A 16336-nucleotide genomic window follows, 5' to 3' on the forward strand; every position below is an offset into this window, starting at 1 on the left:
CGTCGGGTACCGGCCGGCGGCGGTTGATTCCGGGCCATTCTATTTGCCCGGCCGCGACCGGCCTGAACGGGCCGTGACCCGTGCACCGGTGGGCGGTCCGCTGGGAGCGGAGGTTCAGCGGTCGAAGCCCCAGGCGTGGTAGGACTCCACGGTCAGCCGGGCGGACACCCGGGGGCGCTCCCGGTTCGGGTAGCGGTCACCGGTGTAGTGCCGGGCGAGTCGGTCGATCCCGGCCAGCTCGGGGTCCGGCTCGATGGTCACCCTGCCGTGCAGACTGACATGCCGGTACCAGGAGTCGCCGTCCAGCACGGTCAGCGACACCCGTGGGTCGGCCCGCAGATGCTCCAGCCGCTTGCGCCCGGCGTCCAGGTTGAGCAGCACCCGGCCGTCGTCCCACAGGTACCAGGTGGCGACGGTCACCGGCGTGCCGCTCGGGCTCACCGTACCCATCACCGACGGGTTCGGCCGGCCCAGCATTTCGACCAGGTGTTGCGGCATCGGCGGCTTGGCCATCGACGGAGCTCCTTCCAGCGGGCGACGGGTCGACTGGTCGCCTACGGTCACCGACTCTACGGCCGCCAGGCGCCGCTCACACCTGATCGCGCAGGCTTTCCGTCCGTTGCTCGACCGTGGTCCGCAGCTGTTCCAGCTCGGTCGCGACCGCCGAGCCGTCCTGACCGTCGACGGTTGCCAGGACGGCGGCCAGGCCGTCCAGCGCGGCCGTCGCCGCGCCGCTGGCGAACATCCGCTGATAGAGATCGCGGTACGCGGCCTCGTACACTTCGGTGAACGCGTCGCTGGCCAGGAACCGTTCCTTGAGCGGGTGCCCGGCCGACCGGCCGGGACCGCCGCCCTGCGGCGCCGCCCCGGAGCCGGCCCTGTCGGGTGGCTGGAATCCGTCGGGTGGCTGGAATCCGTCGGGTGGCGCGAACCTGTCCTGTGGTGCCGTGCCGTTCTGCGGCGTGGCACCGCCGTCGCCACCACCGAACCGGCCACCGCCCATGGTCACCGCGTCCTGCGGCCCGAGGGTGGCGTCGCCACTGAACGTCAGGTTGTGGTCCCAGCTGACCACCGTGAACTTCCGGGTGGCCAGGTCGTACCAAAGGTAGTAGTTGCGGCCGGGACCGGCCATGTCGTCGAAGTTGAGCAGCAGGTTCTGGGCGGCGACGTAGCGGGCGAACGACTCGACGTCGACGTGATCGGCCAGCTCGTCGTCGAATTCGTCGTCGGACGCCTCGGACACCCAGCGGATCAGGTTGATCACCGGCTGCAGGTCCTGGCTTCCGGTGAGGTTGATCTGCTTGAAGTCATCCTGGTACTCGACCGGATCCTCGCCCTGGTAGGTGAACGAACCGCCGGCCAACGACTTGTAGAGCACGCCACTGTCACCCAGCCCGGCGGCGTAGTGCTCGTCGGGGTGTTCCACCACGAGGCGGGCGGTGGTGGGCCGGTCGTTGACCGTGAACGCGCTGAACGCGTACCGCTGGGTGGCCATCCCGGCGGTATCGAGCAACGACAGGGCGAGGGCCTCGTTGGCCACGGCGCTACCGCCACCCATTCCGCCGACCCGCACTGCGATCTCCTGTAGTCCCTGGTAGCGCCGTCCCTCGACAAACGTGTCGAAGCTGATCAGCCAGGGCAGGTTCTCCGGTTCCTCGGCGGCCAGCCCGGCCCGGCCCATACCGCCGCCCGGCCCGCCTGCGCCCTGCTGCTGTCCCTGCCCACCGTCGGGTCGCTGCCCTGCACCGGACTGTCCGCCGTCGGGGGCGGCCCCGCCGCGTTGCACGGTCTCACCGTCGCGGGTCAGACCGGACAGGGTGGAGTTGCCTTTGAGCCGGATTCCCACGCTCGGGATCGTGGTCGAGTCGACCACCAGGTCCGCCTCGAGGTACTCCTTCTCGCCGTCGTCGAAGTAGGCGTCGAGCATCCGTTGGTAGTCGGCGTCGGCGAAGACCAGCGAGATCTCGTGGGCCACCGTTGGGTCGAACAGGTCAATGGTGCCGGCGATGTCGACCGTCACCAGGTCGGTCGCGGCGTCGGCCGCGCTGGTGACGTACGGCCGGATCCGGGTGCTGCCCAGCACGACCGTGACCACCAGCAGGAATACGGCGCAGCTGGCCAGCAGCCGGTAGTTGTGCCGGATGCGCAGCGGGATCCGGTGCCGTAACCGGTGCTTCGGCGCAGCGGCCGGCGGCACGGCCGGTGGATTCGGGGTGGACGGTGTACCGCTCATCACAGGTCCGTCTGGTCGTAGCCGGTGAGCACCGTGACCCGCTGGCCGCCGGTCAGCCCGCTCAACGCCGCGATCAGTTCGCCCGGCTCGGTGCCCTTGCTCAACCTGACCGTGTACATCAGCTCGGTCAGCGCTCCGCCCCGGATCGACTCGATGCTGACCAGCTCGAACTCGGTGGTCAGCCGCAGCAGCACGTCCTGTACGGCGTGCGTGTGGTCGCGGTCCGGTGGCACCTGCACCTTCACCACCTGGCGTTGCACGTTGAGCGCGAACCAGTTGAAGCGGTACATCACCCCGATGATCAGGCAGATCGCGACCGTGGCGATCACCGCGAGCAGGTAGAACCGGGTGCCGCAGGCCATGCCGACGCCCATCACCAGGAAGATGAAGCCGACGTCGCGGGTCTCCTTGATCGCGTTGCGGAACCGGACCACGGACAGCGCGCCGACCAGGGCGAAGGCCCGGGCGATGTTGGAGCCGACGACCAGCATGATCAACGAGATCAGCATCCCGAGGATGATCAGTGTCTGAACGTACGACTGGCTGTACGACACGTTGCGGTGGGTGGCCCGGTAGACCCAGCCGATGACTGCGCTGAGCACGAAGGACAGCGCCAGCGACGCGGCGATGTCGCCGAGGCTGAACGTGCTGGACAGGTCCTGGAAGGTGATGTCCATGTCAGGCCCGCCCGCCGCTCGCGCCGACGGCCAGCAGTTCGCCGGCCGGCCGGTCCGGAGGCGGTGGTGGCGCGTCGGCCGGCAGATGGAACACCGACCGCGGGGCCCGCCCGAACGCCTCGACACACTGGCAGTACTTGCTGACCCGCACGACCGACAGGTCGGCCTGCGCAGCGAGGTCGGTCAACCAGTACGGGACCCGTTCGTTCGCCTTCACCTCCATGATCGAACGCCACGGCGGGACGATGAACCGATTTTCGGCGTCGACGCCCAGGTGCAGATCACGGTCCCGACCCCGGACCCGGGTGTCCAGGGTGACCCGCAGGCCGAGATCGGCACCGGTGCCGACGAACGCCTGCCGGTGGTAGCCGGTGATCGCCACCGGGCGCAGGTCCAGGCCGCTGACCAGGCCGAGGACCTCCTGCACGAAGCCCCGCTGCGGCTCGGTGTGGTCGATCATGGCGCGGCCGTCGCACAGTTGACGGGCCAGTCGGTACGGCAGCGCGATCCGCCGTTTCTGGGTGACCCGGTTGACCCGCTGCTTGATCTCGACGTGGACGGTGGTGTCGTCGTCGATGCCGGTCCGGTCGCCGTAGTGCCGGATCCGCAGTTTGCGGCGGAACCGCAGCCCTTCGATCTTTTCCCAGTAGAACCGCAGGTCGTCGGTGTCGTAGTAGAGGCTCCACACCCCGTACCCGGTGGTCCCGGCATGGCTGTCCCGGTCGAGTCGGCGGGCGAGTTGGTCACGCAGTGCCGGTACCGCCGCGTTGTCGACCAGGTACTTGATCTCGTACCGGTTGAACGCGTGCAGCCGGGTGACGCCCCGCAGCGCGTGACCGGCCCGGTCGTCCGTACCGTGGCCGGCCCGGTCGTCCGGTCCTGGTCCGGTCGTCGTCGGCGGTGCCGATTCGGGTCGCATGGGCAGGTCCTCACCTTCAGGTAGGGCGGATTCGGTGCGAAGGTGAGGAAACACCGCGCAGATCAAAACAACCTCGGAACGGGATGTGAAGTTGAGGCGAACGGCCGATGACCGAAGCGCGTCCGTTGGTGCCTGTGCTTGCCCGGCCACCCCACAGCCGGCTCCCAGCCGGCTCCGAGACTGCGCCGGTATGCATGGCGGATGACCTCACCCGCCGAGATCGGCCAGGTAGCCGACGCCGGACCGGACCGGGCTCCCCGGATCCTGGTCGTCGACGACGAGCCGAACATCTGCGCCCTGCTCGCCGCCACGTTGCGGCTGATCCGGTTCGACGTCCGAGCGGTGGACGGCGGCCGCGCCGCCCTGGTGGCGATCGAGGAGTTCGAGCCGGATCTGGTGGTCCTCGACGTGATGATGCCGGATCTGGACGGCTTCGAGGTGGCCCGGACGATGCGCCGGGGCGGCCGCCGGCACGTACCCGTGCTGTTCCTGACCGCGCGGGACGCGGTGCAGGACCGGATCGCCGGGCTGACCGTCGGAGCCGACGACTACGTCGCCAAGCCGTTCAGCCTGGAGGAGGTGGTGCTGCGGATCCGGGCGATCCTGCGGCGCAGCGGCGTCGTCGACGAGCCCGAGCCGACCGACCGGGTGCTGCGCTACGCCGACCTGGAGCTCGACGAGGACGCCCACGAGGTACGCCGGGCCGGCCAGCGCGTCGATCTGTCGCCGACCGAGTTCAACCTGCTGCGGTATCTGCTGGTCAACGCCGGCCGGGTGGTCAGCAAGAGCCAGATCCTGGACCGGGTGTGGAGCTACGACTTCGACGGCGACGGCCGGATCGTCGAGTCGTACGTCTACTACCTGCGCAAGAAGATCGACCAGCACCAGCCGGCGCTGATCCACACCGTCCGGGGGGTCGGCTACACGCTGCGACTGCCCCGGTCGGGCGGTGTCTGATGCGGCACCTGAAACGGTTCCGTTCCCCGATCACCGTACGGCGGTGGTCGCACTGGACGCTGCGGTCCCGGCTGGTGCTGGCCACCGCGGTCCTCACCGCCGTCGCCCTGCTGCTGGCCAACACGGCCGGTCTGGTCCTGCTGCGGCAGAGCCTGACCGACCGGCTCGACGAGCAGTTGCGGCTGATGAGCCGACCGTACGCCGGGTCCGCGCCGCCCACCCTCGACCAGGACGGTCCCCGACCCCGACCCTTCCCCGGCGCCTCCCTGCAACCGGCCCAGTCGGTCCTGCTGTACGCCGCCGACGGGACCCTCACCCAGCAGTTCTCCTCCGACCCGGATGCCGCCCTGCCCGCGTTGGACGACTATCCGGCGCTGGTCGAGCGGGCCGCTGCCCGGCGTTCCTACACGGTGCCCGCCGTCGATGGTGACGGATCCTGGCGGGTGCTCGCGGTGCCGCGCGCCGACGGCGGGCTCGCTGTGGTCGGCGTCTCGCTGCGCCAGGTCGACGCGACCGCCGACACGCTGCTCATGATCGACGCCGTGGTGGTGCTGCTGATCCTGGTGCTGCTCGGTCTGGTCGCCGCCGCGACGGTCCGGCTCGGGCTGCGCCCGCTGACCCGGATGGAACGCATCGCCGCCGAGATCACCGGCGGCAACCTGGCCCGGCGGGTCCTCGACGCCGACCCGCACACCGAGGTCGGCCGGCTCGGCGGCGCGTTGAACTCGATGCTGGACCGGATCGGGGCCGAGGTCGCCGCCCGGACCGCCTCGGAGCAGCGACTCCGGCAGTTCGTCGCGGACGCGTCGCACGAACTGCGCACCCCGCTCACCTCGATCCGGGGATTCGCCGAACTGTACCGGCGGGGCGGGGCGACGCCCGGCCCGGAACTCGACGAGGCGATGCGCCGGATCGAGGCGGAGGCGGCCCGGATGGGGCTGCTGGTGGAGGACCTGCTGCTGCTGGCCCGGCTGGACCAGCGTCGGCAGCCGGTGCGTCGACCGGTGGATCTGCTCGCGGTCACCGCCGACACGATCCGCGACGCGTCCGCCCGGGCTCCCGACCGTCGGGTCCGGATGGCACCGGCCGGACCGGTCGGCTCCACCGCACCCGACCTGGAGCCGGTCGCACCCGAACTGCAGCCGGTCTCGGTGCCGGGGGACGAGCCGGCGCTGCGCCAGGTGGCCGCCAACCTGGTGGCGAACGCGCTGCAGCACACCCCGCCGGCGGCCGAGATCACCGTACGGGTGGGGTATCTGCCGGCCGGCGCTGGCGGTGCCCCGTCGGACCGGCCGCTCGCGGCGGTCGGGCGGGACCTGCCGGCGGACGCGCCGCTGGCGGTGATCGAGGTGACCGACACCGGTCCCGGCGTGCCGGCGGCGCATGCCGGGCGGGTCTTCGAGCGGCTGTACCGGGTGGATCCCAGCCGTACCCGGGCGCGAGGTGGCGGCTCCGGTCTCGGGCTGGCGATCGTCGCGGCGATCGTGGACGGTCACGCCGGCCGGATCGAGCTGTACGACCGGCCGGGCGGTGGTGCCGTGTTCCGCGTACTGCTGCCCGAGCCGATGTTGTGCCGGCCCGCGCCGGCCCTCATGCTGTAGCCGGGGGTCGGCGCGGTCCGCGGTCCGGGCGGCCGGCCGATCTTGTTGGAGGAGTCCCGGTGCCACGGCGCGTCCTGACCGGTTACCTCGCGGTGCAGGCTGTTCTTGGCGCGGCGGTCTTCGGGGCCCCGGCTGCCGCCGCCGTCTGGTGGGGGGCGATCGGCGTGGTCAGCGTGGCCGCGGTCGGTTGGGGAATCCACCGGCACCGGCCGCCCCGCCGGCTTCCCTGGCTGCTGCTGGCCGGCGGCGCCGGGGCGCTGGCGGTCGGCGACGTCCACTACGAGTTGTCGCGGCGTACGGCGGGTGCTGTCGGCGAGGTTCTGTCGCTGATCGCCGACGCCGCCTACCTGGCGACCTTCGGCCTGCTTGCGGCCGGGGTGCTCAGTCTGACCCGGACCACGGTGTCGTTGCGGGACCGGTCCGCTCTGCTGGACACCCTGGTGCTGGTCGTGGTGACCGGCCTGATCACCTGGACCCTGGTGGTCGGCCCGGCGGTGACCGATGTGGATCTGCCAGCGGTGGAGAAGGCGCTGCTGGCCGTGCACAGTCTCGGTGGGGTGCTGGTCGTCGTGGTGATGCTGCGCCTGGCGGCCGCCGCCTGGCGGGATCCGACGGTGATCGGGCTGGCGGTCGGCGCGGCCGGCATGCTGACCGCCGACGTCTGGTACGCGGCCGCCGAACTCAACGCCGGCTGGCAGCCGGGGCACCCGGCCGAACTCGGCTGGTACGTGTTCTACGTCAGCTGGGGGGTCGCCGCCCTGCACCCGAACATGGCTCGGCTGGCCACCCGGTCCGACCCGGGCCCGGACGACGTCGCCGCGATGCGGGTAGGTCTGTTGACGATCACCTGTCTGACCGTGCCGTTCCTGCTGGTGATCCAGGCGTTCGCCGGAGCGCCGGCCGAGCTGCCCGACGGGTTGGTGACCGCTGCGGCGGCCGGTCTCACCACGATGCTCGCGGTGACCCGGGTGGTCGATTCGGTGACCGGGCACCGGGCCGCGGTGCACCGGGAACGGTCGCTGCGCAAAGCCGGGACGCGGCTGCTGTCGGCCACCACGATCGCGCAGGTGGCCGAGATGGTCCGCCGGTCGGTCGGTGAGCTGCTGCCGGCCGGGACCGATCACCAGGTCCTGTTCGCCGTGCGCCGCCCGGTGGCGGGGGCCGGCGGCGGGCCGCCCGACCCGGAGTCGGTGGCCGAATGGCAGCCCCAGGTCGTCGTCGACGACCCGTTGCCGGTGGACGCGGCGCGGCGGCGTACCCGGATCATGCCGATCCGGCTGTTGCATCCCGATCTGGCCGACCGGCTCGCCCCGGCACCGGCCGCCCTGGTGGCCGGCCTGGCCGTGCCGGCCTCGTCCGGCGGGACCGGTACCGCGCTGCTGGTCGGGGCGGCTGCCGGGGTGCTGGCCGCCAGCCGGGACGCGATCGAGGTGGTCGCCGCTCAGGCGGCGCTGGCCCTGCACCGGATCGCCGCGACCGAGGACGCCGCCCGGCGGGACCGGGACCGGTATCTCAATCTGGTCGCGGGCACCGTCGGCGACGCGGTGGTGATCGTCGGAGCTGACGACCGGATCCGGTACGCGAGTCCGCCGTGCAGCCGGCTGTTCGGGGTCGAGCCGGCGGTCCTCGCCGACTGGCGGGACCTGGTGCACCCCGCCGACCAGGAGCAGGTGTCCCGGACCCTCGGCGCGGCCGGCGACCGGCACGACGGGTCGGCGGTGGGCGACCAGTGGGTGCTGCGCCGGCCGGACGGCAGCCATGTGCTGCTCGAGGTGCGGTGCAGGGATCTGCGGCTGGTGCCGGGGGTACGCGGCCTGGTGCTGACCTTCAGCGATCTGGCTGATCAGCGTCGCCGTGACTCGGAGCTGGCGCTTCGCCGGATCGACCGCAGCGCGCCGGGGCAGAACAGACGCAGCCTCCGCCGCCGCTTTCGCTGACTATGACAGTTGATGTCGCTTTTGGTGGTTGTTCCGTTCCGTGCTGAACGGCAAACTGGCCTTGTCTGGCCCGTTGTGCGGCAGGGGTTCACCTGGTTAAGCTTTTCAAGCGCGCCCCTATCGCCCGCTTCCCCCGTGGCAGGCGATCGGGGCGCGCTTCTCTGTCTTCCAACGCTCTCCGGCACCCTCGCCCACCTGCTGTCGCAGCCGACGCTGCTGATCACAGTGGAGATACGGGCCAGGTGAGTCCACGATCGGCTGACGGCACCCGTCCGGCGGCCGTGGACCACCGGACGGGCAGCGGGCCGGTAGCGGGCCGGCCGCGATGGTCAGATCCAGCGCCCGCCGAGCCACATCCGCGCCGACCAGTCCTCGTACGGCAGCGGCTCACCGACGAAGATCGGGTAGAAATACGCGAAGCAGACGGCGACCAGCAGGACGTAGGTGCCGGCGATCACCGCGCCGACCAGCCGCCGGTCGTTGCCGGCCGGGTCGGCGACCGCCGTCCCGCCGGACGGTGTGACGATCGCACCGAGCACATAGGTCACCGCGAGGACCAGGAACGGCAGCGCTGGCGCGGTGTAGAAGGCGAACATCGTCCGGCCCTCGGTGGCGTAGTAGAACCACGGCAGCAGCCCGGCGGCCACCCCGGCGAGGATCGCCCCCGCCCGCCAGTCCCGCCGGGCGATACCGAGCCAGACCAGCGCCGCCAGGGCCGGCAGGAACGACCACCACAGCAGCGGAGTGCCCAGCAGCAGCACTTCCTCGGCGCAGCTGGGTGCTCCGCAGGCGGTCTGGTCGGTCCAGTGGAAGGCGACCGGGCGGCCCAGCAGCAGCCACTGCCACGGCCACGACTGGTAGCGGTGTTCCGTCTCCAACGTGCTGTGGAAGCCGTACGCCTGGGTGTGGTAATGCCAGAGGTTCAGCAGGGCGCCGATGAACGGTGCCTCGGACATGCCGTTGTCCGCCCGGTAGTGCCGCAGGTAGCCGCCGTCGGTCGCCAGCCAGCCCGACCAGCTGGCGAGGTAGGTGCCGAGGATCAGCACCCCGCCGAGGACCAGCCAACCGATCTCGCCGAGCGCCGCGTCCAGCCACGGCCGGCGGACCCCGGCGGACCGGCGGGCACCGGCCTCCCACCAGATCACCAGCAGGCCGAACACCGGGATGAACCACAGTGCGCTCCACTTGACGGCGAGACCGCAGCCGAGCAGTAGCGCCGCGATCAGCCGCCACCACGGTACGGCGAACGGCGGTCGGCCGGCGCGGCCCGGCAGAGTCGGATCGAGCCCGTCGTCGACCGCCCGCAGCCACCGTCGCCGGCTCCAGTCCCGGTCGACTACCAGCGCGGCGAAGGCGGCGAGCACGAAGAACGCGAGGAAGATGTCGAGCAGGGCGGTCCGGGACAGCACCAGATGGAAGCCGTCCAGGGCGAGCAGCAGCCCGGCTACGCAGCCGAGGACGGTGGAGTGGAACAACCGCCGGGCCGTCCGGGTGATGATCAGCACCATCAGGATGCCGGCGACCGCCGCCGAGATTCGCCAACCGAACTCGGTGAAGTCGAACCAGCGGACGCCCAGCGAGATGATCCACTTGCCGAGCGGCGGATGCACCACGTACGCCGGGGTGTTGTTGGTCTCGTCCCACTCGAAGCCGTACTGACGCAGCTCGTTGGCCTCGTTGGCGTAGTAGAGCTCGTCGAAGATCAGGCCCGGCGGGTGGCTCAGGTTGACCAGCCGCAGTACGCCGGCGATCGTCACCACCACGGCGGTGGCCAGCCAGGACCACGGCTCCAGCCAGTTGTCCAGCGGTGCCAGCCGGCGGCGGACCACGGCCGGCAGCCCGACCCCGCCGGTCGGCGTCGACGACCCGGCGGAGCCGTCGGGGCCGACCGGGTGGGCCCCCGCCGGACCGGCGTCCGGTGGACGGACCGGCCGGTCCGCTGTCGCCGTCACCGCTGGTTCACCGCTTGCCGCGTCCGAAGCTGCCGCCGAGATCACCCCGTGATCGTAGGCCGCCGCCCGACGTCGCGGGACCTCCCCGCCGAAGAATATATTTCGGGTCGTCGATGCGCTGCGCTACGGGTGGTCGATGCCTGCTCCGGTCGGTCGATGTCAGCCGGTCCAGACGGTGGCCAGGAACCCGGCGGCCAGCAGGACCGGCGCCAGCAACGCGGCGACGGTGGCAACCCGACGGGCCGTCGCGGTGGCCAGCCGGCGGGCACCGCTGCCCCAGACCAGCAGTACGCCGAGCAGCACGGTCAGCCCCCAGCCGACCGACCACCGCAGGTGCAGCACGACCAGGTCGGCCACGACGTACGCGGTGTCCCGTTCACGGTGCAACATCCGGGCGGTCAGCTCGGCGCCGGTGGCCTGGTCAACCGGCGGTACGCCGAACAGCCGCACCCGGTCGACAGTGAAGCCGGTCTGCGCGGCGAACTCGCCGAGGCACCGTCGGCCGTACCCGTCGCCGGTGCAGTCGGTGACCGTCGCGGTGCCGTTGACGCCCCGGCCGACGGCCAGCCACAGCGGTTCGGCGCTGACCCAGCCGAGGAACGCCGCAGCCGCCGCGACGACCACGATCCAGGCGATGCCGGTCGCCGGCCGGCGGGAACGCCGGACCCTCGTCCGCCGTTGACGGGCGGCCGCCCGGCGGAGCGGGCGGCGGCCCGGCGGCCGTTCCGCCACCGGCACCGCCACCGGCCTGCCGTTGCCCGCCGGCCTGCCGTTGCCCGCCGGCCTGCCGTTGCCCGCCGGCCTGCCGTTGCCCGCCGGCCTGCCGGTGTCGCCCGGTCCGCCGTCATCCGGGTCGGCGCTGTCGGCTGGCGCGGCGGTGTCGGTCGGCTCGCCGGCATCCGGGGTCACGGGCGTGGCCGGTTCGGCGGCAGGTGATGCCACGGCACCGGCCGGTCCGCCGTCGGTCGGTTCGCCACCGTGCCACCAGGTGCCCTCCGGCCCGGCCGTCGCCCAGGGGCTCGGCCGCCGCCGACGCTGCTCGGGAGCGCCCGCCGGCTCCCGGGTGGGTGGGGCGGTCGGCGGCTCGTCGGACTCCGGCATGCTGGGTTCCCCGGTCACCCCGCCATTTGACACCCCGGCACGCGGAGCCGGGGCGAACCCCCGAAGGCGTGTCGCGCTCCGCCGGGCGGCTCGGCAACCCGTTCGCGTACGCCCGGTGACACTAACTAGGCTGGTCGTATGAGTCACGTTCTCGCGGCGGTCGCCTGGCCCTACGCCAACGGGCCCCGCCACATCGGCCACGTCTCCGGTTTCGGGGTGCCCTCCGACGTGTTCAGCCGGTACATGCGGATGGCCGGCCACGACGTGCTCATGATCTCCGGCACCGACGAGCACGGCACCCCGATCCAGGTGCAGGCCGACAGCGAGGGGCTGAAGCCGCGCGAGCTGGCCGACCGGTACAACCGGGTGATCGTCGAGGACCTGCACGGGCTCGGCCTGTCCTACGACCTGTTCACCCGGACCACCACCGGCAACCACTACCAGGTGGTCCAGGAGCTGTTCGAGACGTTGCACCGCAACGGCTACATCGTTGCGAAGACCACCCTCGGCGCGATCTCCCCGTCCACCGGTCGCACCCTGCCGGACCGCTACATCGAGGGCACCTGTCCGATCTGCGGCTACGACGCCGCCCGGGGCGACCAGTGTGACAACTGCGGCAACCAGCTCGACCCGGTTCAGCTGATCGACCCGCGCTCGAAGATCAACGGGGAGACGCCGAACTTCGTCGAGACCGAGCACTTCTTCCTCGACCTGCCGGCGTTCGCCGAGGCGCTCGGCACCTGGCTGGACGCCCGCGACGGCTGGCGGCCCAACGTCCTGCGGTTCTCCCGCAACCTGCTCGACGACCTGCAGCCCCGGGCGATCACCCGGGACCTGGAGTGGGGCGTGCCGATCCCGCTGGACGGCTGGCGCGAGCGCGGCGACAAGCGGATCTACGTCTGGTTCGACGCGGTGATCGGTTACCTGTCGGCCTCGATCGAGTGGGCCCGGCGGTCCGGTGACCCGGACGCCTGGCGCCGCTGGTGGACGGCGGACGCCCAGGGCAAGGAGGCACGCGCCTACTACTTCATGGGCAAGGACAACATCGTCTTCCACTCGGTGATCTGGCCGTCGCTGCTGCTCGGCTACTCCGGCGAGGGCGACCATGGCGGTGAGTCAGGTCAGCTCGGCCGGCTCAACCTGCCCACCGAGGTGGTTTCCAGCGAGTTCCTGACCATGGAGGGGCGCAAGTTCTCCTCCTCCCGCCAGGTGGTCATCTACGTGCGGGACTTCCTGGCCCGCTACGACGCCGACGCGCTGCGCTACTTCATCGCCGTGGCCGGCCCGGAGAGCCAGGACACCGACTTCACCTGGGCGGAGTTCCGGCGCCGCAACAACGACGAGCTGGTCAACGACTGGGGCAACCTGGTCAACCGGTCGATCTCGATGGCCGCCAAGAACTTCGGCGCCATCCCGCCGGTCGACCCGGCCGGGCTGACCGCCGCCGACGAGGCGCTGCTGGCGACCAGCCGGGCCGCGTTCGGCACGGTCGGCGCACTGATCGAACGGCACCGGCAGAAGCAGGCGATCGGTGAGGCGATGCGGGTGGTCGCCGAGGCCAACCGCTACCTGTCCGACCAGGCACCGTGGAAGCTCAAGGGCGAGGCGGACAAGCCCCGGATGGGCACCGTCCTGCACGTCGCCCTGCAGGTGGTCGCGGACGCGAACACCCTGCTCACCCCGTTCCTGCCGCACTCGGCGCAGAAGATCCACGAGCTGCTCGGCGGCGCCGGCGTACACGCGCCGATGCCCCGGATCGTCGAGGTCGACGACCTCGACGCCGGTCCGGCGTACCCGATCCTCACCGGCGACTACCGCGACGGTGCCCGGTGGGAGTCCACCCCGGTCGAGGCCGGCCGACCGCTGGCCGCGCCGAAGCCGGTGTTCCGCAAGCTCGACGAGTCGATCGTCGACGAGGAGCTGGCCCGGCTCACCGCCTGACCGGGTGACCGATTACCTGGCCGGGTTGCTGCTCGGCCTCGGCCTGATCATGCCGATCGGGCCGCAGAACGTCTTCGTGGTCAGCCAGGGGCTGGCGGTCGGCCTGCCGCGTGCGCTGTGGGCGGTGCTGGCCGCCGGCTGCTGCGACACGCTGCTGATCGTCGCCGGGGTCGCCGGCGTGTCCGGCCTGATCGCCACCGTGCCGGGCGTGCGGCCGGCGCTGCTCGCCTGCGGCGCGGTCTTCCTCACCTACCTGGGCGTGCGGTCCATCCGTACCGCCGGCGGGCACCTCGCCGTCGGCCCACCGGGTGGGCCGGGTCCGGGGCCGGCGGCCGGGTCGGTCCGCCAGGTCGTCGGGCGTACGGTCAGCGTCTCGCTGCTCAACCCGCACGCCATCCTCGACATGGTCGGGGTGATCGGGGCAGCGGTGATCGCCCAGCCGGCGGACTCCCGGGCGACGTTCGCCGCCGGGACGCTCTCCGCGTCGTGGACCTGGTTTCTGGTCCTGGCGGTCGGTGCCGCCCAGGCGCGTCGCTTCCTGACGCCGCGGGTGATCGCCTGGTTCGACCGGGTGTCCGGCGCGATCATGCTGGTCTTCGCCGGCTACTTCGCCCTCGAGCTGACCCACCTGGCCGCCGGGTGAGCGCGGCGCTCCCGCCGGGCCCACCGCTCCCGCCGGGCCCACGACTGACACGGCCGGTTGCAACTGGCAGTCCGGTTCACAGCGGGTACGGCAGGTCGGTCGCGCCTTCGTCGGAAATCTCCACGCTCGGTGCCCACACCTCGTACACGCCGCGTTCGTAGCACTGCGCGCCGAGCGACGCGACCGCCTCCGGGGTGGGCCGGCACAGCCGCAGCCGGCTCCACCCGGAATCCTGCCTCAGCACCTGACAGCGGGCGTCGCGCCAGGTGGCGAGCCGCACCCGGCGGGCCAGCGAGTCGACCGGGTAGCGAGCGGCCCGGGTCATCGCCAGCACCCGGAACTCGTGCGGCGGGTCGGCGACCGCCTCGTAGGTCTGGCCGTCGTGGGTGCCGACCAGCTGGGTCGACTGCGGCAGGTCGCCGGTGCGCAGGTACTCCTGGTCGGACGGGACGTCGGGGATCCCGTCGAGCAGGTGTCGTCGCTGCGGCCCGGCCATCCGGATCCAGCCGCGCTGCTCTGGCTGGTAGGTGTACAGCACCACCTCGGCACCGTCCGGGGTGTACGCCAGCAGGGCGGCGTTGGCCGGCATCGGCAGGTCGGTGCAGCCGGCGGTGACGAACTCGGGGATCAGATGGCGCCCGCTCGGGGTGAACCCGGTGCCGAGCACCGGCGGGCCGATCCGGTCCCGGGGCGGCATGGCCGCCAGCCCCTGGTACGCCGGCCCGGCCGGGATCTCGTAGTCGTCGGCGCCGATGGCCCGCCAGCGCAGTGCGTACGCCACCTCCAGGCTGTCCCGCCCGCCCTCGTCGTCGGTGCGCAGCAGGGCCAGGTCGGCCGGGGTACGCAGGTGCGCGATGTCGTACTCGCGGTAGCAGAAACCGGCCGGTGCCCAGCCACGCAGGAAGCCGGCCACCTGTCGGCCGGAAAGTACCTTCATCATCCGGGTGCCGCGCCGGACCGTCGCGGTACGCCGGACCACGGTATTTGCCGGATGGTCGGCGGCCGACGGCGTCTGACTCAGCTGATGTACGTCCGCCCAGCTGGCGGCCCGGGTCAACGGGGCCATCAGCGGGCTGTCGCCCGGATCGTCGGTGCGGTCGTCGGCACCCGCGCCGGCACCGGAGGCACCCGTGCCGCCGGCGGAGATACCCACGCCGGAGACCGGGCCGACCTCGCTGGCATGCACGTGGCGGAACCAGCGGCCCCGGCCGTCGCGCTGGAAGCCGGCTACCGGGTCCATGCTGACCAGCCGGTAGGCGGCCCCTCGGGCGATCTCCTCAGCCGGGTAGACCGCACCCTCGAAGCGGACGTGCAGGCCGGCCGGGGCATCGGCGACGCCGCCACGCGCAGAGCTCAGAGTCACGTCGCCGAAGGTAGTTGCCGGGTCACCGCTTCGGGTGAACGCGTGGTAGCCGCCGCATGTCCATTGGCGGTGCCGCCCGGGTGGCCCGGTGCACCGGCCGGACCGGGACGTGTGATGCTGTCCGATGATGACGCAGCCAGCCGAGACCCGCCGGCAACGGGCCGCCCGCCGGGCCGGGGAGTTCCCGCCGCCACCCGATCCGCTGCCCGTACCGGTGATCGACAGCCACACCCACCTGGACCTGACTGTCGCCGAACCGGCGGTCCTCGGCCGGGACAGCGGCGACCCGGTGGCCACCTTGATCGCCCGGGCCGCGTCGGTCGGCGTCGACCGGCTGGTCCAGGTCGGTGTCGACCTGGAGTCGTCGCGCTGGGGCGCGGACCTCGCCGCGCGATCGTCGGCGGTGGTCGCCACGGTCGCCCTGCATCCCAACGAGGCACCCCGACTGGCCGACCTGGACGAGGCGCTGCGTGAGGTCGAGGCGCTGGCCGCCGCCGATCGGGTGCGCGGCGTCGGCGAGACCGGGCTGGACCACTTCCGGACCGGGTCGGACGGACTGGCCGCGCAGCAGGCCAGCTTCCGGGCGCACATCGCGATCGCCAAGCGGTACGGCAAGCCGCTGGTGATCCACGACCGGGACGCGCACGCCGACGTGCTGCGGGTGCTCGACTCCGAAGGCGCCCCGCAGACCGTGGTGATGCACTGCTTCTCCGGCGACGCGGATTTCGCCGCCGACTGCGTCCGGCGCGGCTTCGTGCTCAGCTTCGCCGGTACGGTGACCTTCGGCAACGCCGCCGGGCTGCGCGCCGCAGCGGCCGTCACGCCGGTCGAGCAGATGCTTGTGGAGACCGACGCGCCGTACCTGACGCCGGTGCCGCACCGGGGCCGGCCCAACGCCTCCTACCTGATCCCGCACACCGTCCGGCTGCTTGCCGAGGTCACCGGCACCGACCTGACCGAGTTGTGCGCCGCGATCTCGGCCACCGGCGACCGGGTGTTCGGGCCGTGGTGA

At 72.1% G+C, this 16336-nt stretch carries 13 protein-coding genes; 6 read left to right on the forward strand and 7 right to left on the reverse strand.

Annotated features, from left to right (window positions below; genetic code table 11):
• Nucleotides 1-114: 114 nt before the first annotated feature.
• The 4 genes from O7553_RS01610 to O7553_RS01625 all read right to left on the reverse strand — a co-directional run bounded on the left by O7553_RS01610 (nucleotide 115) and on the right by O7553_RS01625 (nucleotide 3829).
• Nucleotides 115-513 carry a PPOX class F420-dependent oxidoreductase gene (locus O7553_RS01610; RefSeq protein WP_281553135.1) on the reverse strand — a complete coding sequence of 133 codons (399 nt, stop codon included), beginning with the start codon at nucleotides 511-513 and terminating at the stop codon, nucleotides 115-117.
• 76 nt (nucleotides 514-589) lie between these two features.
• Nucleotides 590-2233 carry a CotH kinase family protein gene (locus O7553_RS01615; RefSeq protein ID WP_281553136.1) on the reverse strand — a complete coding sequence of 548 codons (1644 nt, stop codon included), beginning with the start codon at nucleotides 2231-2233 and terminating at the stop codon, nucleotides 590-592.
• On the reverse strand, nucleotides 2233-2910 hold the full coding sequence (locus O7553_RS01620; RefSeq protein ID WP_281553137.1) for a DUF4956 domain-containing protein: 678 nt from the start codon (nucleotides 2908-2910) through the stop codon (nucleotides 2233-2235). Before O7553_RS01620 ends, O7553_RS01615 begins: the two co-directional genes overlap by 1 nt.
• Before the next feature lies 1 nt (nucleotide 2911).
• The gene (locus O7553_RS01625) at nucleotides 2912-3829 is read right to left on the reverse strand and encodes a polyphosphate polymerase domain-containing protein (RefSeq protein WP_281553138.1); all 918 of its coding nucleotides are present in this window, start codon (nucleotides 3827-3829) and stop codon (nucleotides 2912-2914) included.
• 201 nt (nucleotides 3830-4030) lie between these two features.
• Here O7553_RS01625 and O7553_RS01630 point away from each other — a divergent pair, with 201 nt between their 5' ends.
• The 3 genes from O7553_RS01630 to O7553_RS01640 are packed head-to-tail and all read left to right on the forward strand — an operon-like array spanning nucleotide 4031 to nucleotide 8324.
• Nucleotides 4031-4786, forward strand: coding sequence for a response regulator transcription factor (locus tag O7553_RS01630; protein ID WP_281553139.1), 756 nt, complete (start codon nucleotides 4031-4033; stop codon nucleotides 4784-4786).
• Nucleotides 4786-6387, forward strand: a complete 1602-nt coding sequence (locus O7553_RS01635) for a HAMP domain-containing sensor histidine kinase (RefSeq protein WP_281553140.1) — start codon at nucleotides 4786-4788, stop codon at nucleotides 6385-6387. Before O7553_RS01630 ends, O7553_RS01635 begins: the two co-directional genes overlap by 1 nt.
• A gap of 59 nt (nucleotides 6388-6446) precedes the next feature.
• Nucleotides 6447-8324, forward strand: coding sequence for a PAS domain-containing protein (locus O7553_RS01640; RefSeq protein ID WP_281553141.1), 1878 nt, complete (start codon nucleotides 6447-6449; stop codon nucleotides 8322-8324).
• Between the two features lie 329 nt (nucleotides 8325-8653).
• On the opposite strand, the gene O7553_RS01645 is transcribed toward O7553_RS01640, so the two are convergent.
• The gene (locus tag O7553_RS01645; protein ID WP_281555414.1) at nucleotides 8654-10162 is read right to left on the reverse strand and encodes a phospholipid carrier-dependent glycosyltransferase; all 1509 of its coding nucleotides are present in this window, start codon (nucleotides 10160-10162) and stop codon (nucleotides 8654-8656) included.
• A gap of 273 nt (nucleotides 10163-10435) precedes the next feature.
• Nucleotides 10436-11377 carry a hypothetical protein gene (locus O7553_RS01650; protein ID WP_281553142.1) on the reverse strand — a complete coding sequence of 314 codons (942 nt, stop codon included), beginning with the start codon at nucleotides 11375-11377 and terminating at the stop codon, nucleotides 10436-10438.
• A 138-nt stretch (nucleotides 11378-11515) separates the two neighbouring features.
• On the opposite strand from O7553_RS01650, the gene metG reads away from it, so the two are divergent.
• On the forward strand, nucleotides 11516-13318 hold the full coding sequence (gene metG, locus O7553_RS01655; protein WP_281553143.1) for a methionine--tRNA ligase: 1803 nt from the start codon (nucleotides 11516-11518) through the stop codon (nucleotides 13316-13318).
• Between the two features lie 4 nt (nucleotides 13319-13322).
• On the forward strand, nucleotides 13323-13961 hold the full coding sequence (locus tag O7553_RS01660) for a LysE family transporter (protein WP_281553144.1): 639 nt from the start codon (nucleotides 13323-13325) through the stop codon (nucleotides 13959-13961).
• A 76-nt stretch (nucleotides 13962-14037) separates the two neighbouring features.
• On the opposite strand, the gene O7553_RS01665 is transcribed toward O7553_RS01660, so the two are convergent.
• On the reverse strand, nucleotides 14038-15324 hold the full coding sequence (locus tag O7553_RS01665; RefSeq protein WP_281553145.1) for a hypothetical protein: 1287 nt from the start codon (nucleotides 15322-15324) through the stop codon (nucleotides 14038-14040).
• Nucleotides 15325-15451: 127 nt separating this feature from the next.
• On the opposite strand from O7553_RS01665, the gene O7553_RS01670 reads away from it, so the two are divergent.
• Entirely contained in the window at nucleotides 15452-16336 is an 885-nt protein-coding gene (locus O7553_RS01670; protein ID WP_281555415.1) for a TatD family hydrolase, read from the forward strand.

This window comes from Solwaraspora sp. WMMA2059 (assembly GCF_027497315.1).
Taxonomy (GTDB): Bacteria; Actinomycetota; Actinomycetes; order Mycobacteriales; family Micromonosporaceae; genus Micromonospora_E.

What these genes read in the sequence shown, in the direction of transcription:
- O7553_RS01610 (WP_281553135.1), bottom strand. Translation starts at nt 513, where the DNA reads ATGGCCAAGCCGCCGATGCCGCAACACCTGGTCGAAATGCTGGGCCGG.
- O7553_RS01615 (WP_281553136.1), bottom strand. Translation starts at nt 2,233, where the DNA reads ATGAGCGGTACACCGTCCACCCCGAATCCACCGGCCGTGCCGCCGGCC.
- O7553_RS01620 (WP_281553137.1), bottom strand. Translation starts at nt 2,910, where the DNA reads ATGGACATCACCTTCCAGGACCTGTCCAGCACGTTCAGCCTCGGCGAC.
- O7553_RS01625 (WP_281553138.1), bottom strand. Translation starts at nt 3,829, where the DNA reads ATGCGACCCGAATCGGCACCGCCGACGACGACCGGACCAGGACCGGAC.
- O7553_RS01630 (WP_281553139.1), top strand. Translation starts at nt 4,031, where the DNA reads ATGACCTCACCCGCCGAGATCGGCCAGGTAGCCGACGCCGGACCGGAC.
- O7553_RS01635 (WP_281553140.1), top strand. Translation starts at nt 4,786, where the DNA reads ATGCGGCACCTGAAACGGTTCCGTTCCCCGATCACCGTACGGCGGTGG.
- O7553_RS01650 (WP_281553142.1), bottom strand. Translation starts at nt 11,377, where the DNA reads ATGCCGGAGTCCGACGAGCCGCCGACCGCCCCACCCACCCGGGAGCCG.
- metG (WP_281553143.1), top strand. Translation starts at nt 11,516, where the DNA reads ATGAGTCACGTTCTCGCGGCGGTCGCCTGGCCCTACGCCAACGGGCCC.
- O7553_RS01670 (WP_281555415.1), top strand. Translation starts at nt 15,452, where the DNA reads ATGACGCAGCCAGCCGAGACCCGCCGGCAACGGGCCGCCCGCCGGGCC.